The sequence below is a fragment of the Vibrio aestuarianus genome (assembly GCF_012395185.1).
In the GTDB taxonomy this organism is placed as follows: Bacteria; Pseudomonadota; Gammaproteobacteria; order Enterobacterales; family Vibrionaceae; genus Vibrio; species Vibrio aestuarianus.
Map to the genome: position 1 here is coordinate 39,478 of NZ_JAAZTU010000020.1, position 24,049 is coordinate 63,526.

Annotated in this window: 23 protein-coding genes and 1 pseudogene; 8 read left to right on the forward strand and 16 right to left on the reverse strand. The window is 45.0% G+C overall.

Features of this window, described 5'->3' with window-relative positions:
• Positions 1-119 precede the first annotated feature (119 nt).
• Together glyS and glyQ are read right to left on the reverse strand one after the other, a co-directional pair.
• The gene (glyS, locus tag HGG78_RS11035) at positions 120-2,186 is read right to left on the reverse strand and encodes a glycine--tRNA ligase subunit beta (protein ID WP_172532904.1); all 2,067 of its coding nucleotides are present in this window, start codon (positions 2,184-2,186) and stop codon (positions 120-122) included.
• 1 nt (position 2,187) lies between these two features.
• Positions 2,188-3,105: a glycine--tRNA ligase subunit alpha gene (gene glyQ / locus HGG78_RS11040; protein WP_053308881.1), complete on the reverse strand. Its 918-nt coding sequence runs from the start codon at positions 3,103-3,105 to the stop codon at positions 2,188-2,190.
• A gap of 414 nt (positions 3,106-3,519) precedes the next feature.
• Here glyQ and HGG78_RS11045 point away from each other — a divergent pair, with 414 nt between their 5' ends.
• The gene (locus HGG78_RS11045; RefSeq protein WP_053308882.1) at positions 3,520-4,074 is read left to right on the forward strand and encodes a TMEM165/GDT1 family protein; all 555 of its coding nucleotides are present in this window, start codon (positions 3,520-3,522) and stop codon (positions 4,072-4,074) included.
• 162 nt (positions 4,075-4,236) lie between these two features.
• Positions 4,237-4,497 carry a hypothetical protein gene (locus tag HGG78_RS11050; protein ID WP_053308883.1) on the forward strand — a complete coding sequence of 87 codons (261 nt, stop codon included), beginning with the start codon at positions 4,237-4,239 and terminating at the stop codon, positions 4,495-4,497.
• An 87-nt stretch (positions 4,498-4,584) separates the two neighbouring features.
• Here HGG78_RS11050 and tusA read toward each other — a convergent pair whose 3' ends face one another.
• Positions 4,585-4,833 (reverse strand): sulfurtransferase TusA, encoded by a 249-nt coding sequence (gene tusA / locus HGG78_RS11055; RefSeq protein WP_053308891.1) that lies wholly within the window; start codon positions 4,831-4,833, stop codon positions 4,585-4,587.
• A 136-nt stretch (positions 4,834-4,969) separates the two neighbouring features.
• On the opposite strand from tusA, the gene HGG78_RS11060 reads away from it, so the two are divergent.
• Positions 4,970-5,155, forward strand: coding sequence for a hypothetical protein (locus HGG78_RS11060; protein WP_053308892.1), 186 nt, complete (start codon positions 4,970-4,972; stop codon positions 5,153-5,155).
• Positions 5,156-5,290: 135 nt separating this feature from the next.
• Positions 5,291-6,235, forward strand: a complete 945-nt coding sequence (locus HGG78_RS11065) for a LysR family transcriptional regulator (protein ID WP_172532905.1) — start codon at positions 5,291-5,293, stop codon at positions 6,233-6,235.
• A gap of 62 nt (positions 6,236-6,297) precedes the next feature.
• On the opposite strand, the gene acuI is transcribed toward HGG78_RS11065, so the two are convergent.
• The 6 genes from acuI to ilvG form a co-directional block, all read right to left on the reverse strand.
• Positions 6,298-7,278, reverse strand: a complete 981-nt coding sequence (acuI, locus tag HGG78_RS11070; protein WP_172532906.1) for an acrylyl-CoA reductase (NADPH) — start codon at positions 7,276-7,278, stop codon at positions 6,298-6,300.
• Positions 7,279-7,428: 150 nt separating this feature from the next.
• Complete coding sequence (ilvA, locus tag HGG78_RS11075; RefSeq protein ID WP_172532907.1) at positions 7,429-8,967, reverse strand: threonine ammonia-lyase, biosynthetic; 1,539 nt, start codon at positions 8,965-8,967, stop codon at positions 7,429-7,431.
• A gap of 3 nt (positions 8,968-8,970) precedes the next feature.
• Positions 8,971-10,812: a dihydroxy-acid dehydratase gene (gene ilvD / locus HGG78_RS11080; protein ID WP_172532908.1), complete on the reverse strand. Its 1,842-nt coding sequence runs from the start codon at positions 10,810-10,812 to the stop codon at positions 8,971-8,973.
• 16 nt (positions 10,813-10,828) lie between these two features.
• The gene (gene ilvE / locus HGG78_RS11085; protein WP_172532909.1) at positions 10,829-11,767 is read right to left on the reverse strand and encodes a branched-chain-amino-acid transaminase; all 939 of its coding nucleotides are present in this window, start codon (positions 11,765-11,767) and stop codon (positions 10,829-10,831) included.
• Between the two features lie 12 nt (positions 11,768-11,779).
• Entirely contained in the window at positions 11,780-12,064 is a 285-nt protein-coding gene (gene ilvM / locus HGG78_RS11090) for an acetolactate synthase 2 small subunit (RefSeq protein WP_053308889.1), read from the reverse strand.
• Positions 12,064-13,710, reverse strand: a complete 1,647-nt coding sequence (gene ilvG / locus HGG78_RS11095; protein WP_053308890.1) for an acetolactate synthase 2 catalytic subunit — start codon at positions 13,708-13,710, stop codon at positions 12,064-12,066. The genes ilvM and ilvG overlap by 1 nt, the downstream gene beginning before the upstream one ends.
• 479 nt (positions 13,711-14,189) lie before the next feature.
• Between ilvG and HGG78_RS11100 the strand changes: the two genes are divergently transcribed.
• A complete protein-coding gene (locus HGG78_RS11100) occupies positions 14,190-15,713 on the forward strand; it encodes a YifB family Mg chelatase-like AAA ATPase (protein WP_168780644.1) in 1,524 nt (507 codons plus the stop codon).
• A gap of 9 nt (positions 15,714-15,722) precedes the next feature.
• On the opposite strand, the pseudogene HGG78_RS11105 reads toward HGG78_RS11100, so the two are convergent.
• Positions 15,723-16,681: pseudogene (locus HGG78_RS11105) on the reverse strand (DUF2860 domain-containing protein).
• Between the two features lie 168 nt (positions 16,682-16,849).
• Between HGG78_RS11105 and HGG78_RS11110 the strand changes: the two are divergent.
• Positions 16,850-17,728, forward strand: a complete 879-nt coding sequence (locus HGG78_RS11110) for an acyltransferase (protein ID WP_168523823.1) — start codon at positions 16,850-16,852, stop codon at positions 17,726-17,728.
• A gap of 49 nt (positions 17,729-17,777) precedes the next feature.
• Here the strand turns inward: HGG78_RS11110 and HGG78_RS11115 are convergent, their stop codons facing one another.
• From HGG78_RS11115 to HGG78_RS11135, 5 genes are all read right to left on the reverse strand, one after another.
• A complete protein-coding gene (locus HGG78_RS11115) occupies positions 17,778-18,377 on the reverse strand; it encodes a thiol:disulfide interchange protein DsbA/DsbL (protein ID WP_053312185.1) in 600 nt (199 codons plus the stop codon).
• A 29-nt stretch (positions 18,378-18,406) separates the two neighbouring features.
• Positions 18,407-19,393, reverse strand: coding sequence for a serine/threonine protein kinase (locus HGG78_RS11120; RefSeq protein WP_171979833.1), 987 nt, complete (start codon positions 19,391-19,393; stop codon positions 18,407-18,409).
• 46 nt (positions 19,394-19,439) lie between these two features.
• Positions 19,440-20,858 (reverse strand): cytochrome c oxidase accessory protein CcoG, encoded by a 1,419-nt coding sequence (gene ccoG, locus HGG78_RS11125; RefSeq protein ID WP_053312187.1) that lies wholly within the window; start codon positions 20,856-20,858, stop codon positions 19,440-19,442.
• 278 nt (positions 20,859-21,136) lie between these two features.
• Complete coding sequence (locus HGG78_RS11130; RefSeq protein ID WP_172532910.1) at positions 21,137-21,403, reverse strand: YihD family protein; 267 nt, start codon at positions 21,401-21,403, stop codon at positions 21,137-21,139.
• Between the two features lie 107 nt (positions 21,404-21,510).
• Entirely contained in the window at positions 21,511-21,678 is a 168-nt protein-coding gene (locus HGG78_RS11135) for a hypothetical protein (RefSeq protein WP_141652930.1), read from the reverse strand.
• A gap of 299 nt (positions 21,679-21,977) precedes the next feature.
• On the opposite strand from HGG78_RS11135, the gene HGG78_RS11140 reads away from it, so the two are divergent.
• Positions 21,978-22,772: a sporulation protein gene (locus tag HGG78_RS11140; RefSeq protein ID WP_053312189.1), complete on the forward strand. Its 795-nt coding sequence runs from the start codon at positions 21,978-21,980 to the stop codon at positions 22,770-22,772.
• 80 nt (positions 22,773-22,852) lie between these two features.
• On the forward strand, positions 22,853-23,506 hold the full coding sequence (gene trhA, locus HGG78_RS11145; RefSeq protein ID WP_172532911.1) for a PAQR family membrane homeostasis protein TrhA: 654 nt from the start codon (positions 22,853-22,855) through the stop codon (positions 23,504-23,506).
• On the opposite strand, the gene HGG78_RS11150 is transcribed toward trhA, so the two are convergent.
• A complete protein-coding gene (locus HGG78_RS11150; protein WP_172532912.1) occupies positions 23,503-24,048 on the reverse strand; it encodes a DUF3157 family protein in 546 nt (181 codons plus the stop codon). The two genes, trhA and HGG78_RS11150, sit on opposite strands and share 4 nt — an antisense overlap.
• Between the last annotated feature and the right edge of the window lies 1 nt (position 24,049).

Here is a 24,049-nt window from a genome sequence, read left to right on the forward strand (position 1 = left end):
TTTTGTGAGGCAAAGCACTATTTTTGTGCAGAGTGAAAATAGGAATAGCTGTGAAAAAAAAGCCCAACTCGATGGAGTTGGGCTTCAATAGTTTAACCTGCGGTGGTTGACTCAATTCATTACTTTTGCAGTAGTGAAATATCAGCAATTTGCAGGAATAGGTTACGCAGGTTATTGAGAAGCGTTAAGCGGTTTTGCTTCAATACTTCGTCATCTGCCATCACCATCACGTTATCGAAAAAGGCATCAACTGGCTCACGCAGTGCCGCCAGTTTACTTAATGCTTGTTGGTAATCACCAGTGGCGAAGGCGGGTTCGAGCGCCTCAGTCATCACTTCCACTTCTTCCGCTAATGCTTTTTCGGCATCTTCTTGAAGAAGAGTTAGGTTGATTTCAGTGGCTAATTGACCATCGAATTTCGCCAAAATATTACCAACACGCTTATTGGCTGCCGCTAGGGCTTCAGCCGCTTCTAATTCACGGAAGTGGGAAACCGCTTTAACACGCTTGTCGAAATCCGCCGGTTTGGTTGGATGACGAGCAAGTACCGCTTGGATGATGTCTACACTGAAACCTTCATCTTGATACCAAGCGCGGAAGCGACCGAGCATAAACTCAATCACATCTTGTTCAACGTTGTCGTTAGTTAGACGATCACCAAATAGCGATTTAGCTTTTGCCACTAGGTCAACTAAGTCCAAGTTATAACCGTATTCAACGATAATGCGCAGTACACCTAAAGAAGCACGACGAAGAGCAAATGGGTCGCTGCCTTTTGGTGCTTGGCCAATACCGAAGATACCGACGATGGTGTCCAGTTTATCCGCCATGGCAACCGCTGAGGATACGCCATTTGTTGGCAGATCATCGCCAGCAAAACGAGGCATGTATTGTTCGTTCAAAGCAATGGCGACTTCTTCTGCTTCACCATCGTGACGCGCATAGTGCATGCCCATCACACCTTGAGTATCGGTGAATTCAAATACCATTGACGTCATCAAATCGCATTTAGCGAGTAAGCCCGCACGCTTTGATTTTTCAACGTCTGCGCCGATTTGCTCTGCAATGTAGCCTGCAAGCTCAGTGATACGGTCTGTTTTGTCTTTAATCGTGCCTAATTGCTTTTGGAAAATAGCCGTCTCAAGCTGAGGCAGACGATCGGCCAGTTTGCTCTTTAGGTCCGTGTTGAAGAAAAACTCAGCATCCGCTAAGCGTGGGCGAACCACTTTCTCGTTACCTTCGATAACATGACGAGGCTCTTTCGACTCAATGTTAGAAACGAAGATAAAGTTAGGCAGTAGATGTTTATTTTCGTCATACACTGGGAAATATTTTTGGTCACCTTTCATGGTGTAAACCAAAGCTTCTGACGGTACTTTGAGGAATTTTTCTTCAAATTTAGCGGTTAGAACCACTGGCCATTCAACCAATGACGTGACTTCTTCAACCAGATCATCTTCGAGATCCGCAGCGCCACCCACTTGTTGTGCTGCTTGTTGAGCGCCAGCAATAATGGTTGCTTTACGTGCATCGTAATCAGCGATCACTTTACCGCGTTCTTCTAAAATCGCAGGGTATTGTGATGCATCGTCGATGGTGAATTCTGCTTCACCCATAAAACGGTGACCACGAATGGTGCGCGCAGAGGCTACGCCTAAGATCTCACCTTCGATCAGTTCATCACCCATCAAAATAGTCAGAGTTTTTACTGGGCGGATAAATTGTGTTTCTTTATCACCCCAACGCATCGGTTTTGCGATAGGCAGGTTAGCCAGTGCCTTTGCGGCTAATTCAACCACAATCGCTTTAGCTTGTTGGCCTTTCACTTCTTGTTTGAACAGCAGCCATTCGCCCTGTTCGGTTTTTAGGCGCTCTGCTTGTTCAACGGTAATACCGTTACCACGAGCCCAGCCTTGTGCTGCTTTGGTTGGATTGCCATCGGCATCAAAGGCTACTGAAATAGCAGGGCCACGTTTTTCAACGACTTTATCGGCTTGACCTTGTGCTAGGTTGGCTACTTTCAGTGCTAAACGACGAGGGGTTGCAAACCATTTAATACCTTCATGAGCTAGGTCCGCCGTTTTCAATTCTGCTTCAAAATTGGCAGCAAACGCTTCTGCCAAGGTGCGAAGTTGTTTCGGTGGTAGCTCTTCAGTACCTAATTCAATTAGAAATTCTTTTGCCATCTTATTTGTCCTCACCCTTTTTACACATTGGGAAGCCTAGTGCTTCACGAGATGCGTAGTACGCTTCTGCAACCGCTTTAGTTAGGTTACGGATTCGTAGGATATAACGTTGACGTTCAGTCACTGAAATCGCTTTACGCGCATCCAATAGGTTGAAGGCGTGACCTGCTTTCAAAATGCGTTCGTAGGCAGGAAGAGGCAATGGCTTTTCTAGCTCAAGCAGATGTTTACACTCTTTTTCGCATTGATCGAAGAAGGTGAAAAGGAAATCAACATCAGCATGCTCGAAGTTGTAAGTCGACTGCTCGACTTCATTTTGGTGGTAAATGTCACCGTAGGTCACTTTACCTAATGGGCCATCTGTCCAGACTAAATCATAGACTGAATCGACACCCTGAATGTACATTGCTAGACGCTCGATACCGTAAGTGATTTCACCAGTTACAGGTTTGCACTCAAGGCCACCAACTTGTTGGAAGTAAGTAAACTGAGTCACTTCCATACCGTTTAGCCACACTTCCCAGCCAAGACCCCATGCCCCTAGAGTTGGGTTTTCCCAGTTATCTTCCACGAAACGAATATCGTGTACTTGTGGGTCAACGCCAAGCACTTCTAAAGAACCAAGATACAACTCTTGAATGTTGTCTGGTGATGGCTTGATGATAACTTGGAATTGGTAATAGTGTTGCAGGCGGTTTGGGTTCTCACCATAGCGGCCGTCGGTCGGACGACGAGAAGGTTGAACATACGCTGTAGCAATTGGCTCTGGACCTAAAGCTCGTAGACATGTCATTGGGTGAGAAGTCCCTGCACCTACTTCCATGTCTAATGGTTGAACAATGGTACAGCCTTGTTGGGCCCAATAATCCTGCAGCGCGAGGATCATACCCTGAAAGGTTTTGATATCGTATTTTTGCATAGTCAGGTTCGCGCGATTCTTCTATCTGAATGGATGAAAATAACGAACAAGTATACCCAGATATTCGCTCAGCGAGTAGGGGTAATCTTGCTTAATTAATAGTCGAAAATCTCTTTTAGTGGAATTTATGGACCTAATTGTGCCAAATTTTCTTAAAAGAGATGTTTTAACCAGTGTATGACTTGAGATTTGGTGACTAGCTGCTTAGAATTGCGCCGTCTTTGGGGAGTAGCTTACCGGCGAGATTTCTTATCTTAATGGTTCGTCCGTCAACATAATTGGTGCCAAATCACCATGGCGTTCGAGGCTAAAGTCATTTTAGCTTAGCAAGACCTTAGACAAACATCACTAACCGGGGTGGGGTGTGGCGTTTGTCTATGGTTATTATAATTATCCCGCCCCGTTGAGCATGTCATGAGCGTATTAGCTATTTCAATTACTACTGTCGCCTTAGCTGAAATTGGCGATAAAACCCAACTGCTTTCCTTGCTGTTAGCCAGTCGTTACCGTAAACCCATTCCTATTATCGCTGCCATTTTCCTTGCCACGATTGCTAACCATGCTTTAGCGGCTTGGTTGGGTGTGGTAGTGGCTGATTACCTTTCTCCACAAGTTCTGAAGTGGGTCGTGGTGGTGAGTTTTCTCGCCATGGCTGCATGGGTGTTGATTCCCGATAAGCTGGATGAAGATGAATCGATTTCTAATCGGGGGCCGTTTATCGCCAGTTTTATTGCTTTTTTCGTCGCAGAAATTGGTGATAAAACGCAGATCGCAACGTCAATTTTGGGCGCGCAATACGCTGATGCACTGACATTAGTCGTTTTAGGCACCACTATTGGTATGTTATTGGCGAACGTGCCGGTTGTTATTATCGGTAAACTTTCCGCTGATAAAATGCCACTCGCACTTATTCGTAAAGTGACGGCAGTGTTATTTGTTGCGTTAGCTGTGGGCGCTGCTATTTGGTAAAAGTCCTATGGCGACCGCACTTTATTATCAGTAAAACCAAGATAATTTTGGCTCAATCACACTTTGTTACTCATGTCCTATCATTGCGTGATGGTTGACATAGTCGTGTCATGATTGTCATGCTAGTGTAATGCATGACGATCCTAATAAGAGGGAAAACTTATGCTGACACGTTATATGGGAATGAGTGCCAAGAGCCAAAGTTACTTGTTTACATTCGGCTTTGCATTAACGCTGTTAGGAATGGCCTTAACCGAGATGTGGTTGCCCATGGTAGCAGGAGCCATTATTTTAGCTGGCTTAACGGTTGAGTCATGGATCCGAGTTGCTCACCTAATGCCAATGCACGAGGAATTACGGGCCATGCAGAAGCAGATAAATAAGCTGCAGTCTGAGCTCCGTGAAATCGAATACAGAGAATGAATTCACGTGTACTGAATACAAAAAAGGCTGTCCCCCATATGGGGCAGCCTTTTTATCTCGAATTTAACCGCGTAAGCTCAACACGCCTCAGTTTAAGCCTTTCTTAATCAAATATTGATACGGTAGTTGATCGGTTTTTTCCGCAATCAGTTGGTGATCCATAAAGCGACAAAAACTCGGAATATCTCGAGTTGTCGAAGGATCATCCGCTTTCACTAATAATATTTCGCCATCATCCATGGTTCGAATTGTCTTCCTGACCATCATTACCGGTTCTGGGCAACGTAATCCCTCTGCTTCGAGTATACGTGTGGCTAGTGCTGGATCAAATGTCATGATTAAACCTAATGGATATAAGAATAAGGCGTAGATAATACTGGTGAAGAAAAAATATTCAATAACCACTTGGCAAAGTGATCTTTTTGTTTTAATTTAGTTAACAAGTTGGTAACAATTGACGCGAGGTACGAACATGTTAACAGCACTAGACAGGCTGACCATCTATTCTGTTCTTTGCTTTATTTCGTTCTGTGCTTTAGTTATGCGTACACCAGCAGAGACGTCACTAATACCACTTGCGGGTGTTGGCGCTTCTATTGTAGGAATTTGGCTTGAAATGCACCTCTGGAAAGGTGTATCTGAAGAGCAGAAACATTAACCTATCGCATTTGCACTACACAAAATACATTCCGACACTATCCCCATTTTCTTGGGCTTCCCCGCTGAAAGGCGGGATTTTTTTTATCCAAGGCGTACAATTAACCCATTCATAGATAGAAAGCTGAGTATTTGTGTGGAATTGGAAGAAATTTATCGTCGAGATCTCAATTTATTTGTCGCGCTGCGTGTGCTGATAGAAGAGAGCAGTGTCAGCAAAGCAGCGAATCGTTTAAACCTCAGTCAATCAGCCATGAGTCGAGTACTTGGTCGATTGCGTGAGTTGTTAAATGATCCGTTATTTACTCGTCAAGGCCAGCATCTGATTCCAACAGAAAAAGCGCTCGAAATTGATCGCGCTTTAGGTGAACCTTTAGAATCACTTCGTCAGCTCCTTTCCCCTGTTGAGTTTGATCCCAGGCTGTGTGATCAGACATTTAGCATTGCGACGACCGATTACGCAATGCAGACCATTTTGCCGTTTGCCTTACCAAGGATTTATCAAGAAGCACCCAATGTCTCATTCGAATTTTTGCCTTTGCAGCATGATAGATTGGCTGATCAATTGACTTATGAGGGTGCGGATTTAGCCATTTGCCGACCCACCTCTCCGGTTGCGCCTTTGAGAAGTGAGGTGCTTGGCCGTGTTGGTGTGCTCTGTCTGTTTTCTCGCCAGCATCCATTAGCCAATCAGCAGATGACGTTAAATGATTACTTAGCCTATCCACATGCGATGATTGCCATTAGTGATGGGGTTAAAGCGTTAATTGAACAAGCGTTACTTGGCCAACCTAGGCGCAAGATGGTACTGCGGGCTTATCATTTAGAAGCCGCATTAGCGATTGTCGATACCATGCCACTGATTATCACTGTCCCAGCGGATCTCGCATACTTGGTCGCAGAACGTTATGACTTGGTGGTAAAACCTTTACCTTTCCAGTTTACTTCTTTTGAATATTCGATGATTTGGCATTCACGATGCGAGCATTCTCCAGCACAAGAGTGGTTAAGGCGGATAGTGAAACAGGAATGCAGCCGTTTGATCGCAAAACGTGTCGAAGAGATGAAATTAGATATATAGATAAATTTAAGGCTTTGGAAATCACCAAAGCCTCATGACTATATCAATGGGTTAATCACTGATTAAAGCTTGATAACAACACGACCCGTTACTTGACCATTGGTAATGGCTTCGGCGTATTGTGGTGCATCGGCAAGTGCGATTTCATTACATGCTTGTTCAAAGTAGCTAGCTGGTAGTAGTTTGGCTAAGCTTTCCCAAGCGGCAATACGTTTTTCTAATGGGCACGAAACCGAATCAACACCTTGTAGGCGAACGTTGCGTAAGATGAATGGCATGACCGTAGTTGGTAGGTCAAAACCGCCTGCTAAGCCACACGCTGCAACTGTGCTGTTGTAATCCATTTGCGCCAATACTTTTGCCAATACTTTGCTACCAACGGTATCAACAGCACCTGCCCAAATTTGTTTTTCCAGTGGGCGAGCTGGCTCTTCAAATTCAACACGATCAATGATGCGGCTTGCGCCAAGTTTTTCTAGCAGTGGGCCATTTTGTTCAACACGACCGGTTACCGCAGCAACGTTATAGCCTAGGTTGGCTAATAGTGTTACAGCTACTGAACCAACGCCACCACTTGCACCTGTCACTAGAATTTCACCATTTTCTGGTTTAATACCCGCATCTAAAATAGCTTGTACACAAAGCATGGCGGTAAAACCAGCGGTACCGATCATCATCGCTTTTTTGCTATCAAGACCTTGTGCTAGTGGAACTAACCAGTCGGCTTTCAAGCGGGCTTTTTGTGCCATGCCGCCCCAGTGGTTTTCACCAACACCCCAACCGGTAAGGACTACTTCGTCACCCGCTTGGTAGCGTTCATCTTGAGATTCAATTACCTTACCTGCAAGGTCAATACCTGGCACCATCGGGAAATTACGAATGATTTTACCTTTGCCTGTAATCGCTAAACCATCTTTATAATTTAGTGATGAATAATCGACAGCAATCAATACATCGCCTTCAGGCAGCTGTGATTCGTCGATCTGTTCGATAGCCGCTAGGGTGCGTTTGTCTTGTTGGTTAAGGATTAAAGCATTAAACATTCTGATCTCCAGATTTGCGCAGCAAAGAAAATATGCAGATAAGTGTAGTACTGAATTCACTATGAATAAAATGAAACTTTAGCATTAGATATATGCGTATTACGCATGGTTGATATAAAAATGCCAGTCAATCGACTGGCATTTTGCTGTTTAAGATAAGAAGAACTGATAGGAAGGATTATCGGTTTCATCTTTACATTGATAGCCAAGTTCACGTAAGTGGGCAGAGAAGCGAGTTAAATCATCTTCATCGAGCTCAAAACCACACAATACTCGTCCATAGTCAGCACCATGATTACGATAATTGAATAAGCTAATGTTCCAATGTGTTCCTAACGTACTTAAAAACTTAAGTAATGCGCCAGGATATTCAGGGAATTCAAAACTGTACAAGCGCTCTTTGAGTGGCTTAGACGGTTTGCCACCAATCATATAACGCACATGTAGTTTTGCCATTTCATCGTCAGAGAGGTCAACCACAGGGTAGCCACCATTACGCAAATCGTGAATGATGCTGTCGAGCTCTTCTTGCCCGCCCATTAGGCGTACACCAACGAAAATGTTCGCTAGCTTGTCATCGTTATAACGGTAGTTGAACTCAGTAACCGCCCGGCCGCCAATGATGTTGCAAAACTCGAAGAAAGCCCCTTGATGTTCTGGAATAGTAACCGCCAGAAGACCTTCACGTTTTTCACCTAATTCACAGCGTTCAGAAACATAACGCAAACCATGGAAATTGGTGTTTGCGCCAGAAAGCACGGTACCAAGTTGTTTGTCCACCAACTTATTTTTCTCAGCAAACTTCTTCAGACCTGCTAATGCAAGCGCACCTGAAGGTTCAGCAATGGCACGAGTATCTTCGAAGATATCTTTAACCGCAGAGCAGATTTCATCGCTTGATACAGTAATGTGGCCATCAATATATTGCTGGCATAAACGGAAGGTTTCATCGCCAATGCGTTTTACCGCGACACCGTCGGCAAACATGCTGACTTGATCAAGCACCACTGGCTCACCGGCATCTAATGCCGCTTTTAAACAGGCTGAATCTTCTGGTTCAACGGCAATCACTTTGATTTCGGGCATCAGTTGTTTGATGAGTACCGCCACACCTGCAGCTAAACCACCACCACCGACGGGAACAAAAATGTAATCGAGGTGGCCATTTTGTTGCAGCATCTCCATGCCAATGGTGCCTTGGCCTGCTATCACCAATGGGTGATCAAACGGTGGTACGAAGGTATAGCCTTGTTCGCGAGATAAACGTTCAGCTTCGGTTTTGGCTTCATCAAAATTATTACCATGCAAAACAACGTGTCCACCGAACCCTCGCACCGCTTCAACTTTGATATCGGGGGTTGTTTTTGGCATCACAATCGTGGTTTTAATGCCTAATTTTGTTCCCGAGAGCGCCATCCCTTGGGCGTGGTTGCCCGCCGAGGCTGCAATAACGCCAGCCTGTTTTTGCGCTTCCGTTAAGCTTGATACCATATTGTAGGCACCCCGTAGCTTAAACGAATGCACTGGTTGGCGATCTTCACGCTTAAGTTGGACGCGGTTTTTAATGCGCGCGGATAAGCGAGGCATATCTTGCAATGGCGTAACCGTTGCTACTTCATACACAGGCGCGCGCAGGATTTGGCGCAGATAATCTGCGCCAGTTTGGGTCCCTTGGTTAGAGTTACTCATAAGCTAGCCCTCTAGCTTAGATTTATCTCGAACAGCCCCTTTATCTGCGCTGGTGGCCATACTTGCGTAAGCTTTCAGTGCAAAAGAGACTTCACGCTGGCGATCGGCCGGTTTCCAGCCAAGCTTATCTTGCTTCGCACGGCGCTCAGCAAGTTCAGCTTCAGAAACGTTGAGCGTAATTGAGCGGTTTGGAATATCGATGGCAATAATATCACCAGAGTTGACCAAGCCGATCGTGCCGCCGTTAGCCGCTTCTGGAGAAACGTGACCAATTGATAACCCTGAAGTGCCGCCAGAGAAACGGCCGTCAGTCAATAGTGCGCACTCTTTGCCCAGTCCCATTGATTTGAGGTAGGTCGTTGGGTAGAGCATTTCTTGCATGCCCGGACCGCCTTTCGGACCTTCATAGCGGATGACGACAACATCACCAGCTTTGACTTTGCCACCAAGGATGCCATCAACAGCGCTTTCTTGGCTTTCAAAGACCACGGCTGGGCCTTGGAATTTCAGGCTACCTTCATCAACCCCAGCTGTTTTTACAATACAGCCATCAACGGCAATGTTGCCTGACAGTACTGCCAGACCACCATCTTGACTAAAAGCATGCTCTTTGGTGCGAATACAACCTTCTTTGCGATCATCATCTAGGCGATCCCAACGGCACTGTTGTGAGAAGGCTTTTGTGGTACGAATACCCGCAGGACCGGCACGGAAAAAGGTTAAGACGTCTTCGTCTTCCGTTTGCATGATGTCGTACTTAGCCAACTGTTCTTTCATCGTTAAACCCAACACGGTGCGAGTTTGATTGTTGATGAGACCAGCGCGGTCAAGTTCACCAAGAATCGCCATCACGCCACCCGCGCGGTGTACATCTTCCATGTGGTATTTCTGGGTCGATGGTGCCACCTTACACAGATGAGGCACGCGGCGAGACATGCGGTCGATATCATCCATGTCAAAATCGATTTCACCTTCTTGAGCGCCGGCTAATAGGTGTAAAACCGTATTGGTTGACCCTCCCATAGCAATATCGAGTGCCATGGCATTTTCAAAGGCGGCTTTATTGGCAATATTACGCGGCAAAGCTGATGCATCATCTTGCTCATAGTAACGCTTGGTTAATTCAACAATGCGTTTGCCAGCATTGAGGAATAGCGCTTCGCGATCGGCGTGCGTTGCTAGCATAGAGCCATTGCCCGGTTGAGAAAGGCCAAGTGCTTCGGTTAAGCAGTTCATCGAGTTAGCGGTAAACATCCCTGAACATGAACCACAAGTTGGGCAGGCAGAGCGTTCAATTTGTTCGCTCTGTTCATCCGAAACTTTAGGGTCCGCGCCTTGGATCATCGCATCGACTAAATCGAGTTTGATGATTTGATCTGAAAGCTTGGTTTTACCCGCTTCCATTGGGCCACCAGAAACAAAGATAACAGGAATGTTGAGGCGCAATGCTGCCATCATCATCCCTGGGGTGATTTTGTCACAGTTCGAGATACAGACCATCGCATCGGCACAGTGCGCATTGACCATGTATTCGACAGAGTCTGCGATCAATTCGCGTGATGGCAGTGAGTACAACATGCCACCATGACCCATGGCGATACCATCATCTACCGCGATGGTATTAAATTCTTTGGCGATGCCGCCTGCTTTTTCGATTTCACCTGCAACCAATTGACCCATATCTTTAAGATGAACGTGGCCCGGCACGAATTGAGTGAACGAGTTAACCACCGCAATAATCGGCTTACCGAAATCTTCATCTTTTACGCCAGTAGCGCGCCACAATGCGCGCGCTCCAGCCATATTACGTCCGTGTGTAGTGGTGGCGGATCTATACTTTGGCATTGTCAATCGTCCTCTATTACTTCGGTTGTGGGTACACGTAATCTAACCAGCCCCACTTATCTTCTGTGGTGCCGTTAAATAGGCCAAAGTAAGCTTCTTGCATCACTTTTGTGATTGGCCCACGTTTGCCTTCTCCAACTGTAATTTGGTCAACGCTACGTACTGGGACAATTTCTGCCGCCGTTCCGGTCATGAAAATTTCGTCAGCAAGGTAGAGAGCTTCGCGCGCGATGTTGGCTTCACGTACTTCGTAGCCCATGTCTTTAGCCAGTGTCATGATGGAATCACGCGTAATACCTGGCAGAATGGAGCTAGTGGTTGGCGGAGTGAGGATTACGCCATTTTTGATGACGAAAATGTTCTCACCTGCGCCTTCAGAAAGGTAGCCATCAACACTTAAAGCGATACCCTCAGCATAACCGTGGCGACGAGCTTCACCACCAACCAGTAGAGAAGATAAGTAGTTGCCACCAGCTTTGGCTGCGGTTGGAATGGTGTTTGGCGCGGCACGATGCCAGCTTGACACCATCGCATCTACGCCATTTTCTAATGCTTCGTCACCTAAGTAAGCACCCCAAGGGAAAGCGGCAATGATGAGGTCCATTTCCGTATCTACCGGTGGACAAACGCCAAGGCCGACGTTACCAACAAAGCCGAGTGGGCGAATGTAGGCTGATTCTAATTTATTGATGCGCAAAGTTTCGCGAGTTGCTTCCATGATTTCATCAAGAGTGTAAGGAATAGGGAAGCGATAAATTTTTGCCGAATCTTTTAGACGTTGAGCGTGCTCTTTATGACGGAAGACGATTGGGCCTTTAGGGGTGTTGTAACAGCGTACGCCTTCAAATACCGAAGTGCCGTAGTGCATAGCGTGTGTGAGTACATGAACATTAGCATTTGCCCACGGTACCATTTCACCGTTGAACCAAATGTAGTCTGCAGTTTTTGTTGCCATTTATTGCCTTCCTTATGCACAAATCTTTTGCTGTAAATTGTTATTCGGTAGTTCGTTATTTTTGATTGGGGTGACATCGACAGTGCGAATGTCCCACAATTTTTCAATTTGGTTGATCAGTGTGCTGATGGGGCGATCACTATCAACAATGATCTCAACGCTGGCGACTTTACTCGAGTGGTTCTGAGTCGCTGCCACTTGTTTTATCACAAAACCGCGATGGCGAATAACGCGTAGAACACGCTCCAATAGCACCGGTTTATCATCGGCTTTGATGTCTAATAGGTATCTATCCATTAGGTGTTCTCCAACATATCACTATTTGAGGCACCCGGTGGTACGAGCGGCCATACGTTTTCTTCTTCATCAATTAAAACGTGAAGCAGATAAGCAGTTTTGCTCGCCAGCATCTCTTTAAGTGCCGGCTCAACTTCTTCTTTTTTGGTAATTGTTTTGCCTGGAATATCGAAGGCTTTAGCTAGCATTACGAAATCTGGGTTGTCATCCAAAATCGTCTCGCTGTGGCGGCCATCAAAGAACAGCGATTGCCATTGACGCACCATGCCTAAGCGTTGGTTATTCAGTAGCACCATTTTTACTGGGATTTGACGGCGCTTTAGCGTGCCAAGTTCTTGAACGTTCATCATGAACGAGCCATCACCAGAAATAAGAATGGATTGATCATCTGGGCGAGCAACGGCTGCGCCCATTGATGCTGGTAACCCAAAACCCATGGTGCCAAGGCCGGCTGAGGTTATGAAGTTTTGTGGTGCACGAGGCTGAATATGCTGCGCCGCCCACATCTGATGCTGGCCGACGTCTGTCGACACGATCGCAGAATCGGGCATCATGTCTGATAATTGCTTTAGTAATAGGGGAGCAAAAATGAGATCGCCAGGGTGGTCATAGCGCCATTTAAAGCCACTGCGTAAACTTTCACTATGATGAACCCAAGGAGCGATGTCACGAGTTAGCTCAAGTTGTGGAAGAATGACGTTGATGTCACCACGAAGTGACGCATTGGCTACGCGCAGTTTATTGAATTCTGCGGCATCAATATCGATATGAATAACTTTAGCGTGTGGTGCAAAGGTATCTAATTTTCCTGTTACTCGGTCATCAAAACGCGCACCGACCACGATCAATAAATCACTTTCTTGCACCACTAGATTCGCGGCTTTTGTGCCGTGCATACCCAACATACCAAGGTAATGAGGGTCATTACGTTCAATACTGCCCAGCCCTTTTAAGGTACTCACCGACGGCATCGGGTTAAGGCGTAGGAATTCGCGTACTGAATCTGTTGCTTTGGCTAGTTGTACTCCGCCGCCCACATACAGTACTGGGCGTGAACTTTGTGCAAGCAGTTGCTGCGCTTTACTCAACTCTTCTTCGTTGGCTACAGGAAGCGCTGGTGGCGTAAAAGCAGGCAGTTGTGATACTGGAGCTTGTGCGAGTTGTACATCCTTAGCGATATCCACAATCACTGGACCTGGTCGGCCAGCCTTGGCAACCTCAAATGCTTCAGCAAGCGTTGGTGCGAGATCGTGGATATCGGTAACGAGGTAGCTGTGTTTAGTACACGACAGCGACATGCCAATCACATCCATTTCTTGGAAAGCATCGGTACCAATATGAGAGCTAGCGACTTGGCCAGTGATGGCTACGAGGGGAATTGAATCAAGAAAAGCGTCGGCAAGGCCGGTAACAAGGTTGGTGGCTCCTGGGCCGGAGGTTGCCATACATACTGCAACGTCCTGAGTGGCTCTCGCCATCCCGATAGCGGCCATTGCGGCGCCTTGTTCGTGGCGACATAAAATATGTTCTACGCCACCGTCATACAAAGCATCGTAAATGGGCATGATGGCTCCGCCGGGGTAACCAAAAACAGTTTTAATGCCTTGTTGTGTCAATGCGGCTACAACCAGTTGTGCTCCTGTCATCGTAACCCTCCCAAGCTGTGTTTAGCACAGCCAAATATGTTGTGTTTGCACGTCATGTGCGGCTCCCATTCTTCCTGTTCATCTCTGGTTAGATAATCCCCAACCAGTATGCACTTTTTAGTTTAATAGTTGTAAAAAAACCCCCGGACTTTTCAGTGCGGGGGTTTTTAAAATCTTGTGGTTACTTAGCGCCCACCAGCCCCCGCGCGGAATCAATAATGACCACGATAATCAGGCTTAGCAGTAGGTTAATGCGGGCGTTCAAATTCATCACTTAATTCTTAAAATAGTTGCCGTAATATCTTACGAAATTGTTTGCGTCTCTAGTGGTAACATACATTTCCGTTAAATGACAAGCAAAAACTCATTCTTTTTTCACATTCTCTCAGCATCAGGGCGGGTTATATAACAAATAACCGTGCTTCATAACGATACAATTACTCGAGTGAATGCTTTTTAATCAAAGACAAAGGAATGAAATGGGACTTGCGATCATCCACAGTCGCGCCAGTGTTGGCGTGCAAGCACCAAATGTGACCGTTGAGGTTCACATTAGCAATGGAATGCCTGGCTTTACTTTGGTTGGTCTGCCGGAGACCACGGTCAAAGAATCTCGCGATCGAGTGCGTAGCGCCATCATTAACTCTCGTTTTGAGTTCCCAGCTAAACGTATCACGGTAAATCTCGCGCCCGCAGATCTCCCTAAAGAGGGGGGACGTTTTGATTTACCTATTGCTCTAGGTATTTTAGCGGCTTCCGAGCAGATCGCATTGACCAAGCTTGAAGGCTATGAATTTATTGGTGAACTTGCGCTGTCTGGCGAACTTCGTTCTGTCAAAGGCGTGCTGCCAGCAGCATTGGCGGCCAACCGAGCTAAGCGTTGTTTGGTCGTGCCGCAAGGTAATGGTGATCAAGCGGCGTTGGTTGGAAAAGAATTGCATAAATCAGCACAAACCTTATTGGAAGTGTGCGCTGATTTATGTGGTCAGCAGACACTTTCTCTATTTCAGACTGAACCTAAGCCACTTCACACTAAGAGCCTTCGAAATTTACAAGATATTATTGGTCAACAGCAGGGAAAGCGTGCATTAGAGATAGCCGCTGCAGGTAATCATAACCTGCTTTTTCTCGGGCCACCTGGTACCGGTAAAACCATGTTGGCTTCACGCTTATGCGATTTATTGCCAGAGATGAATGAGGATGAAGCAATGGAGACTGCCTCGGTGGCGTCGTTGACGCAGCAAGAAATCAATCAGCACAATTGGAAGCAACGGCCTTTTCGTTCCCCTCATCATTCAAGCTCCATGGCGGCGCTTGTCGGTGGGGGTTCTATTCCAAGACCTGGTGAAATCTCTTTAGCACACAACGGGTTATTGTTTCTTGACGAAATGCCGGAATTTGAAAGAAAAGTCTTAGATTCTTTGCGTGAACCCTTGGAGTCTGGAGAAATTATTATCTCAAGAGCTCAGGGTAAAACTCGCTTTCCGGCGCGCTTTCAATTAGTTGGCGCGCTGAACCCAAGTCCAACCGGTTATTATGAAGGCACGCAAGCCAGGGCTAACCCACAAAGTATTTTACGTTACTTGGGTCGCTTGTCTGGCCCATTGCTTGATCGTTTCGATATGTCGATTGAAATCCCCTTACTGCCGAAGGGGATGCTAGCTAGTGGTGGAGATCGCGGTGAAAGTACCGAGGTGGTTAAAGAGCGTGTCTTTATTGCTCGTGAGCGGATGCTGGCGCGCAATGGTAAAGTGAATGCTTTGCTCGGTAGTCGAGAAATTGAGCGCCACTGCCCACTAACTAAAACGGATGCTGAATTCTTAGAAAATGCACTACACCGTCTAGGGCTTTCGATTCGTGCTTATCATCGCATCATCAAAGTGGCGCGCACGATTGCTGATTTGGAAGGGGTTGAGCAGATAGCCAAACCCCATCTCGCTGAAGCGCTCGGTTATCGAGCCATGGATCGTTTACTAAAGCAGTTAACGGCTCAAGCGGTATAACGCGTAATTTTAGAACTTAAAGTTGATACCGACTGAGGCGAAGAGTTGTGATTCGTCGTAAAAGGTAATATTGGAATTGGAATTGCCGTAACCTGCTAGTGAAATTAACGACCAGTTCTGCCACCCCATTAATTGATTGTATTCATAAGCGGCGAACAGACTGAATTCATCATCACTACGTACTGTATTGTTGTAAAGAGAGTTTTCACCATCGTAATCTCTGTAGGTATAACCCGCAGTTAATGCCAGTTGATGCCTACCCATCAATTGAAAGTAAGAGAGATCGAGAGCATAAGATTGGTAAGAATTGGCATTACCGTCAGCCTGATGGTCAATATAGGTTAAAGCGGGCATCAATATAGTGCCTCGATTGAGCATTAGACGATACTGACCTTTGAGGTAATAACTTTCGCCATTTCTGAGTAACTCTGAACGCGTGATTTGCTCATTGTCGATATCTTTCGTGGCATAGGCGAAATCAAGAGAGAGTGGTGAACCTTGAATGTTCTCGAATCTCAGGCGGTAGGCATTGCCTGATTCATCAGTCTCTTCACGTTTGGTTCCAACTTTATATGGGTCTGCCCACGTTTTACTAGACATTACGGTTGGTAAGTAAGCGATACTGACGCTAGTACCTGAAGCTAATTGATATTTGTATCCCAACTCTAAAGCAAGTGTGCCGATAGCAACATCAGAACGTGTAGTACCAGCAAAGAGCTGCTGTTCACTGCGTTTGCCAAAGGTATAAGCAATATTACCTAGTGGTGCGATAACGAAACCAGACTCACTATTTGCACTTTGATTGATGTTAGGACTTCTTCACCATCGGTGTTGAAATTGGACGTTGATGACGAAAAAAGAGCATTAATTGATATCTCGCCACTTATACCTTTTGATGGGGCTGGTCTTGCCGCTGCCGGTAACGAAAATATCAGGCTCACAATGATGACTGGAACGGTTTTTTTCATGTCTAAATATCCATATTCTAGAGTGATGACTGGTTTACCTAACTGAACTGATCATGATTACAACATAATAAAACTAATCTGACCATTTTATGAAAGATTCCAATGTTGAGAGGGGATTGTATAATCACTCGCTGTTTTTTCTTCACAGTAACACTGAATTGGGAAGTTATGTGGGCTTATCTAATATTGGTATTCAATGTGGCATTAGTTATTTTAAATACTGCATTTTGTTCTATTTTTATCTGTCTGTTTGCGGTTTTAAAAGCACTTTCTCCAAGCGCATTTTTGCAGCATAAAACGACTCAAGCGGCCAATAAAACTATGTGGTTATGGGCGACATTCAATGCGGGTATTATGGCATTATCTAACCGGATTGAATGGGATGTTGAAGGTGTTGATGACCTTAAAAAGCAAGGTTGGTATTTGATGATTAGTAACCATCTCAGTTGGACTGATATTGTGGTGCTGTGCTGCGTGTTTAAAGACCGAATTCCGATGCCTAAGTTTTTCCTCAAGCAGCAGTTGTTGTATGTCCCTTTCGTCGGAATGGCATGTTGGGCGCTGGATATGCCTTTTATGCGCCGCTACTCACGAGAATATTTACTGCGTCATCCGCATAAGCGAGGCCAAGATTTGGCCACGACTCGCCGCTCCTGCGCTAAGTTTCAACATCATCCAACGACCGTGGTTAATTATGTTGAAGGAACGCGTTTCACTCCTGACAAACAACGCCAAAGTAAAGCTGGTTATCAACATTTACTGCAACCCAAGTCTGGTGGTATTGCTTACACATTAGCTGCGATGGGAGAACAGTTTGAAAAGGTTATTGATGTTACGTTGGCTTACCCACAAAATCGAGATAAACCATTTCGAGACATGTTGATGGGGCGGATGAGTAAGATTGTCGTGAGAGTGAAGGTGTTGCCTGTTGATGAGCAAGTTTTAGGTGATTATTTTAATGATAAGCCATACAAAAGACAGTTCCAGATGTGGCTCGGTCAGTTGTGGCAGCAAAAAGATGAATTATTGAAAACAATATATAAATGAGAAATGGGGAGCAGTAGCTCCCCATTTTGCTATGGATTGAGATCGGTGGCTATTTTGTTAATAGGTAATTAACCAAAGCAAAATACTCATCTGTAGATTTTAGGCCTTGTGCTTGTACTAGGTAGTGGTTGTTTACCACCACGGCTGGTACACCACTTAGGCCACTATCCTGAAATTGTTTATCAAAACGACGCACCATGGAATCGACCGCAAAACCGTTAAATGCCGCGTCGAATTTTGCTCCATCAACTCCTTCGTCGAGGAAAATTTGACGTAGTTCTGCATCATCCTTTGGCGGCTTACGCATATTGTGAATACGGTTAAACATCACCGGGATCATTTTATCTTCAACTTTTAAAGCAATCATGGTCGCATAAGCTTTGCTCATTGACTTACCCATAGAGCCACCCATGAATGATACGTGATTTTTTTGTAGCTTTGCGCCATCAGGAAGTTGCTTTTTTAACTGCGTGATAATGGGTTCAAAAGTGTTGCAGTGTGGGCAGTAGAATGAGAAGAACTCAGTCACTGTTGGGTTTTTAGATGGTTCAAGATCCAGCACTTTATAGTGCTCACCTTCGTTAAATTGGGCTGCATGAGCAGATAAGCTCAACATTAAGGTTGCCACGAGTGCAAACAGCTTCTTCATTGTGTACTCCATTTTTTCTTTAAGGCGACTTACCATTGTGGCATTAGTGAGAGCGGTTGCTCGTCTAACGCTGCTATTTGTTCTTTAAATCCTAGAACTTGGCTTTCCCAATATTTTGGATCATTAAACCAAGGGAAGGCGAGTGGAAAAGCAGGATCCTGCCATCGTTTTGCCAACCATGCCATGTAATGCACCATTCGTAGACCACGTAATGGCTCAATTAGTTTCAATTCACTAGCATTAAAATCATGAAACTCTTGGTATGACTCCAGAATAATATCCAGTTGCATTAGCTTATCTTGGCGTTCGCCATTGAGCAACATCCACAGATCTTGCACTGCAGGCCCGTTACGCGCGTCGTCTAAATCGACAAACATTGGTCCATCACGCCACAAAATATTTCCTGGATGGCAATCGCCATGTAAGCGGATTTGCGGTGAGTTTTTAGGCCATTGGTTTTCAATGGCTTTGATCAACAGATTCAAGTCATTGAAAAAAGCATTTTGTAAGTGCTGGGGAATAAACGATGCGTTTTCGAGCAGTTGTCTTGGTTGGTAGAGGTATTCATCTAAGCTAATAGTTGGGCGGTGGTGAAAAGTACGTTTAGCGCCAATGCTATGAATACGTCCCAGAAAACGCCCCACCGCTTCCAATTGGTCCATGTTGTCTACTTCAAACTGACGTCCGCCCATACTGTTGAATAGCGCAAAACAGTAACCTTGGTAATGATGCAAGGTTGCACCATTGAGTAGTAGTGGTTCAGCTATAGGGATTTCTGCTTGATAAAGTTCGCGTGTGAAATCATGTTCTTCTTGGATCTGTTCAGTGCTCCAACGCTCTGGGCGATAAAATTTCACGACGTAGCGTTGACGTTCTTCATCTGTAAACTGATAGACGCGGTTTTCATAACTATTAAGGGCAAGAAAACCAGATTCAGCGCGAATGCCGATGCTTTCTAAGGCATACCACATTAAATCTGGAGTGAGAGCATCAAAATGAAAAGATGGTTTGGTCATGATTAAAAAAGGCTCATTGCTGAGCCTTTTTCCATTAGTTGAGAAGCTAGAGTTTTTGGATGAATCGACTCTCAACTTCTATCGTAAATTGGTTGCTATCCGAGAGTATAAACTGAATCGTTGAAACAGAAGAGCTGAGTTTGTCGGGATTAACCCCAAGGCTCATCGGTAGGCTTAATACTTCGCCCGGTTTGACCTCAATGGTTTGTTTACCATACCAAGATACGTCACTAAGCCCGGTTACATCTAACTTATATGTCTGTGTTTGCTGTGTTTTGTTGATGATTTTGAGCGTGTAAGTATTCTCTATTTCGCCACTGCTGTTGGTTCTAAATAGTTGGCTACGGTCACGTAAAACGCTTAAACCTGCTGGGTCAACGCTGGCAACTTGTGCGACAAATAAACCAAGCATCACCAGTAACACCGCACCATAGCCCAACAGTTTCGGACGCATGATTTTGGTGTGATGGCCTGATAAACGGTGTTCAGTGGTATAGCTGATTAGGCCTTTCTCATAACCCATACGCTGCATTGTGGTGTCACAAGCATCAATGCAGGCTCCACAGTTAATGCATTCATACTGCAAACCATCACGAATATCGATTCCAGTTGGGCACACTTGAACACATAAATCACAATCAATACAGTCACCTAGGCCCAGCGATTTATGATCGGCTTTGCGAGAGCGGGGGCCGCGAGCTTCACCACGTTTGCTGTTATAGCCGACGATAAAGGTATCTTTATCAAACATCGCTGATTGGAAGCGAGCATAAGGACACATGTGAATACACACGATAGAACGCATCCAACCCGCATTTCCGTAAGTACAGATAGTAAAAAACAGTACCCAAAACACAGGCCAGAAGCTTGCATCTAAAGTAAAGAAATCCACTACTAATTCACGCACTGGCACGAAGTAGCCAACAAAAGTAAAACCAGTCGCGAGGGCAATGGCCAACCAAGCTACATGTTTGACCATTTTACGCATGGCTAAGTTAGCGGTGAGTTTCGTGGAATCTTGCTTTTTCCGTTTATTGGCAGAACCTTCCAATTTTTCTTCAAACCAGATGTACATAAAAGTCCAGACGGTTTGTGGGCACAAATAACCACACCATACTCGTCCTAGAAAGGTGGTAATGAAGAAGAGCCCAAAAGCGGCAATCATGAACAGTAAGGCGAGTAAGGTCAGATCTTGTGGATAAAGAGTGGTGCCAAAAAAATTAAATTGTTGGTTGCCGATATCCAATAAAATCGCTTGGCGATCACCAAATGAAATCCAAGGGACGAGGGTGAATAGCAGTAGCAAAAACCAACCGCCATAGCGACGCAGTTGTTGATAAGCTCCTTTACTTTCGCGTACATAAATTCGATTGCTAGGGTTGAACCTATCCCCATTCCCTTTATGAGTTTTGGGGTTAAATGTTTTTGGAGTCACATCCTTTATATCGATTTTATCCTGACTCATTAAATGATCCTTTTTGGGCTGCTAAGGTGTGATTTCTATTAGTTCACACTCTGCGACATTGCTTTTTTACACACTGTCGGTGATTGCTTGCGACTGTGATTAACGCTGTTACCTTGATGAGCAATAGGTTTAACAGTTGAATTGAGATAACAATTATAACGTCAATAACAACTTCATTTCTTTAACACTATCAACCTTTAACAATAAAGCGACAAACAGCTGTATTTGTCGCAATAAAAAAGCGACCAGAAAAGGTCGCTTTGAGAGAGTGAATTTGGTTACTTTAGGATGCCACGCGCGCGTAGTAGGGCTGTTTTGAAATCATCTTCTTGGTCTTTTTTTAGCCCTGGGATCATCTCATCTTTAGCACTGTTGCGCATTTTTAGATGGTAGATCAACACATCATCCGTTAATTCTTCAAGCGGACCTTGGTAGCCCGCTTCTTGAGCGAGTTTTACGACAAATTGCAGTAAGTTCAGCTGTTGATCTTTTTGCCATTCTGGCTCAAGCAATTCAAGTAGCTCTTCAATTCTGTGGCATTGCATTTCTTTTCCCCATTTTTTATAAGTATTTTGAGCTAAAGGTATCAAATTGCCGATTGAAGTCCAGTTGAGAGAAAAGAAAAAAGCGCAGTTTTAGCTGCGCTTTTTAATTATGCAGCCTGAACAACATTAGTTGGACTTGATGCAGTGAGAGCATTTTTTTCAACTAAAGTCATTGCAGGAGCGACTTTTTTTGCAACCGGAGCAGCGGCAAAGCCACTACGACGACGCATTGCACTACGGTTTGTGTGCGAACACCTGACAGCTGTTGGGCGCATTTATTAACCTAACGGTCAGGCACATCCATTGCCAATTTAATGGCCTGAATAACCATGAGTTGAGCTTCAAAAAAATGAAGGGTGGCTCTTCTGGCTCTCGCCAATCCAAATAATTATTCAGGAATAACGATATGCATTGATATCGAAATAAGATTAGCACCAAGTTTTAAATTGATCGATAGTTGAGCAGTTGTTCTTGTCAATATTAATGAAAATAAAGGCTAAAATTGTGTGAAGTGCACGATTGAGTTTGTAATCTGATCCGCATTACACTGGATTGAAGATAATTGGAGGTGCCTATGTCGTTTATAAAGAAAACCCTCGCGAGTTTTGGAATTGGTTCGGCACGGGTGGATTCAGTGCTTCACCAAGAGGCGTTGTACCCTGGCCAAAACGTGAATGTCACTATTCATGTCTATGGAGGGGCAAGTGCCCAAGAGATTGACAATATTGAGCTGAAGCTTTGTTGTCAGTACGTGGCAGAAGTGCCACTTAACAACAGTCAACGAGAAAATGGCCATACTCGACGAGTCAATCAAACCTATATTTTGACGCGCTGGACGCTACCTTACGCTTTTACTATTCAGCCTGGTGAGACGCGGGATTTTGATATTGAGCTGAACGTGCCTTGGAACACTCCTGTGACGATTGGTGATGCGAAAGTTTGGTTAGAAACGGGACTTGATATCGCAATGGCTGTTGATCCTACTGATAAAGACATTCTGACCGTACGCCCAGATCCATTAATGGACGGTATTTTTAATGCGTTAGAGGAGCACGGACTCAGAATTCGTAAAGTCGAATGTGAAGCAGTGAAAGGGATGGCATTACCTTTTGTGCAAGAGTTTGAATTCGTGCCGACGACTGGTCCTTTTCATGGGCGATGGCGTGAACTGGAAGTCGTCGCGTTTCGTGATGAGGATGGCTTAACTTTATGGTTTGAGATTGACAGACATCGCACTGGTGCAAGCGGAATGCTCGCTAGCCTACTGGGAATGGGTGAATTAAAACGGCAACTGACGATTGCAGCTGAAATCTCTCCTTCCAGGGCTGGTCAGCAAGTGTTGGATTATCTCGATAGCTCATCACAATAAAATTAAATTTGGGCTTACAACTGTAAGCTGAAGTGTGCGATACTGGAGCAAATATTCGATTGCTCCAGTGTAGGTCTTTTATGTCGGTACCCCACAGCAGTAGCTATAGTGTTCGTGAAGAAGCGGCGAACGCGCTGAGTCATGGTTTGGGATTGGTGCTCAGTGTTATCGGTCTGGTTTTGCTGCTGATCAAATCAATAAACCATCAAGCTGACGCACTGACGTTGATCAGTATGAGTGTGTATGGTGGCAGTATGATTGCACTTTTTTTTGCCTCAACTCTTTACCACTCTTTTTCTTCTCCAAAAACAAAACGTTGGCTTAAAACACTCGATCACTGTGCAATTTATTTACTAATAGCAGGAAGTTATACGCCCTTTTTATTGGTCAGCTTAAGAACGCCCTTGGCAATCGGTTTAATGGTGGTGATTTGGTTGTTGGCTGTGATTGGCATCATCATGAAAATCGCTTTTGTTTATCGCTTTAAAAAACTCTCTTTAGTGACTTACTTGGCGATGGGATGGCTGTCATTAGTTGTGATTTATCAACTGGCACTGCATATTGATACCGGTGGGCTTGTGCTACTTGCTGTGGGTGGTTTGGTTTATTCGTTAGGGGTGGTTTTCTATGTGGCGAAGCGCATTCCATACAATCATGCCATTTGGCATTTGTTTGTTTTGGCAGGAAGCGCTTGCCACTATTTTGCGATTTACTGGTACGTTAATCCTGTCTAGCGGGTTTCGATTTTCTCAACTTTCGCATCAATGTGGTAGCTGTCTTGCTTACTGATTTTAAGCTTAATCGGCCTACCTTGCGTTTGAGTCTGTGGACGTAGGTAGCTTTCTGCCATCCGTTTGATCGACTGCCAAACTGTGGCTTTCCCAGTAGCTAGCTCTTGGTCTTGCTCATTAAAAATCGTTACTGCTAGTGTCACTTCAATAACTGATTGAGAGCTTTGATTAGTGAGGGCGGTTGGAATAATAAGCTCACCATTTTGATAACTTGCCGCGCCAAGCACAATGTCGATTCCTGAGTCTGACAATTGCATAATCGATTTCTCTGAAGCGACGTTAAACACTGTCCCCTGCGTTTTTTGCGCAATCGGTGTTGCTATGGCTGCGGCTGTTGGTAGGGTGTTTTCTTTGGCAATGTATTGCCAAGTAAAGTCATCATTTAACTGAACTTGACGTCCATCATCTAAAGTGACTGATTGCGCTGCGAAAGCGCCGTTGGTCGCAACGCTAAGTAATGCTGCTATTACGTGTTTTATGGTCATA